General features: G+C 35.8%; 1 pseudogene. It reads right to left on the bottom strand.

Annotation, left to right across the window (positions count from 1 at the left end):
* Positions 1-172 (bottom strand): annotated as a pseudogene (locus tag BPMYX0001_RS31525) (thiol-activated cytolysin C-terminal domain-containing protein); the annotation flags it as partial.
* Between the last annotated feature and the right edge of the window lie 57 nt (positions 173-229).

The raw sequence follows: 229 nt of genomic DNA, 5'->3' as shown, positions 1-229 counted from the left end.
GTTCCTCCAATTGAAACTTTCATTTCATTTGTTAATGGAACATTTTGTTCATTAATAATTGTTCTCCACCATTCCCATGCAAGACCTGTACATTCTCTTGCTACAACTTTTACATTTTTTGAATTCGGCGGAAGTGGTATACTGTATTGAAATGAGCAGTTCTGTCTCTGCCGTTTCCTTCCCAAGTTTTATGGGTTAGTACTTCTTTTCCATTTTGATCATATGAGAC

The organism is Bacillus pseudomycoides DSM 12442, assembly GCF_000161455.1.
Classification (GTDB): Bacteria; Bacillota; Bacilli; order Bacillales; family Bacillaceae_G; genus Bacillus_A; species Bacillus_A pseudomycoides.
Note: the sequence above shows the minus strand (reverse complement) of the source record. Positions and strands in the feature narration are given on the sequence as shown.